Here is a 1,226-nt window from a genome sequence, read left to right on the forward strand (position 1 = left end):
CTGCGGCTGCCCCCCACGTTGATCTTCGACTACCCCAACGCCCGCGTGCTGGCCGACCACCTGGTGAGCGAGGTGACACCCGACCACGGGAACGGCGGTCACGCCGTCGACCACGAGGAGCGGATCCGCCGCCTGCTCGGCTCGATCCCGCTCACCCGGCTGCGCGACGCCGGGCTGATGGACACCCTGCTCGAACTCGCGGGCGCCGCCCCCACCGCCGCCGCTGCCGCGGTCGAACCCGAGCCCGAACAGGACTCGATCGACGCGATGGACGCCGAAGCCCTGATCAGCATGGCCCTGCACGACACCGACCTGGACGACGCCGCGCGAGACTGAGGACACGATGCCGGACACCGACCAGAAACTCGTGGCGGCGCTGCGTGCGTCGCTGAAGGAGACCGAGAATCTCCGCGCGCGCAACCGCGCCCTCCAGGCGGCCGCCCGCGAGCCGATCGCGATCGTGGGGATGAGCTGCCGCTACCCCGGCGCGGCCTCGCCCGAGGAGCTGTGGCGGCTGGTTGACGGCGGGGTTGACGCCGTCTCGTGGTTCCCCGAGAACCGCGGCTGGGACATCGAAGGGATCTATGACCCCGAGCCGGGGCTGCCCTTCAAGACCTATACGCGCGAGGGTGGATTCCTTTATGACGCGGGGGAGTTCGACCCCGGCTTCTTCGGGATCGCGCCCAACGAGGCGCTGATCATCGACCCGCAGCAGCGGCTCCTGCTCGAAGCGTCGTGGGAGGTGCTCGAACGCGCCGGGATCGACCCGACGTCGCTCAAGGGCACCGCGACCGGCGTGTTCGCCGGGATGATGTACCACGACTACACCTACAACAACAGCACGGGCGCGATCGCCTCGGGTCGCGTCGCCTACACTCTCGGGCTCGAAGGCCCGGCCGTCACGGTCGACTCGGCCTGCTCGTCGTCGTTGATCGCCCTGCATCACGCGATCGCGGCGCTGCGCTCGGGCGAGTGCTCGCTGGCGCTCGCGGGCGGCGTGACGGTGATGGCCACGCCCGAGACGCTGATCGAGATGAGCTACCAGCGCGGGCTTTCACCCGATGGGCGCTGCAAGTCCTACGCGGCCGCCGCCGACGGCACGGGCTGGGCCGAGGGCGTCGGCATGCTGCTGGTGGAACGCCTCTCCGACGCCCGCCGCAACGGCCATCAGGTGCTGGCGGTGGTGCGCGGCATGGCCGTCAACCAGGACGGCGCGAGCAATGGCC

2 protein-coding genes are annotated in these 1,226 nt (G+C 70.7%); both read left to right on the forward strand.

All coding sequences use genetic code 11. From position 1 onward, the window contains the following. The coding region (locus DEH69_RS31505; protein WP_181727427.1) for an acyl carrier protein at positions 1 to 336 on the forward strand (336 nt) is incomplete at its 5' end. A gap of 7 nt (positions 337 to 343) precedes the next feature. Continuing rightward, positions 344 to 1,226, forward strand: an 883-nt coding sequence (locus DEH69_RS13660; protein ID WP_147255570.1) for a beta-ketoacyl synthase N-terminal-like domain-containing protein, incomplete at its 3' end; no start/stop codon positions are given.

It is taken from the genome of Streptomyces sp. PT12 (genome assembly GCF_003311645.1).
In the GTDB taxonomy this organism is placed as follows: Bacteria; Actinomycetota; Actinomycetes; order Streptomycetales; family Streptomycetaceae; genus Streptomyces.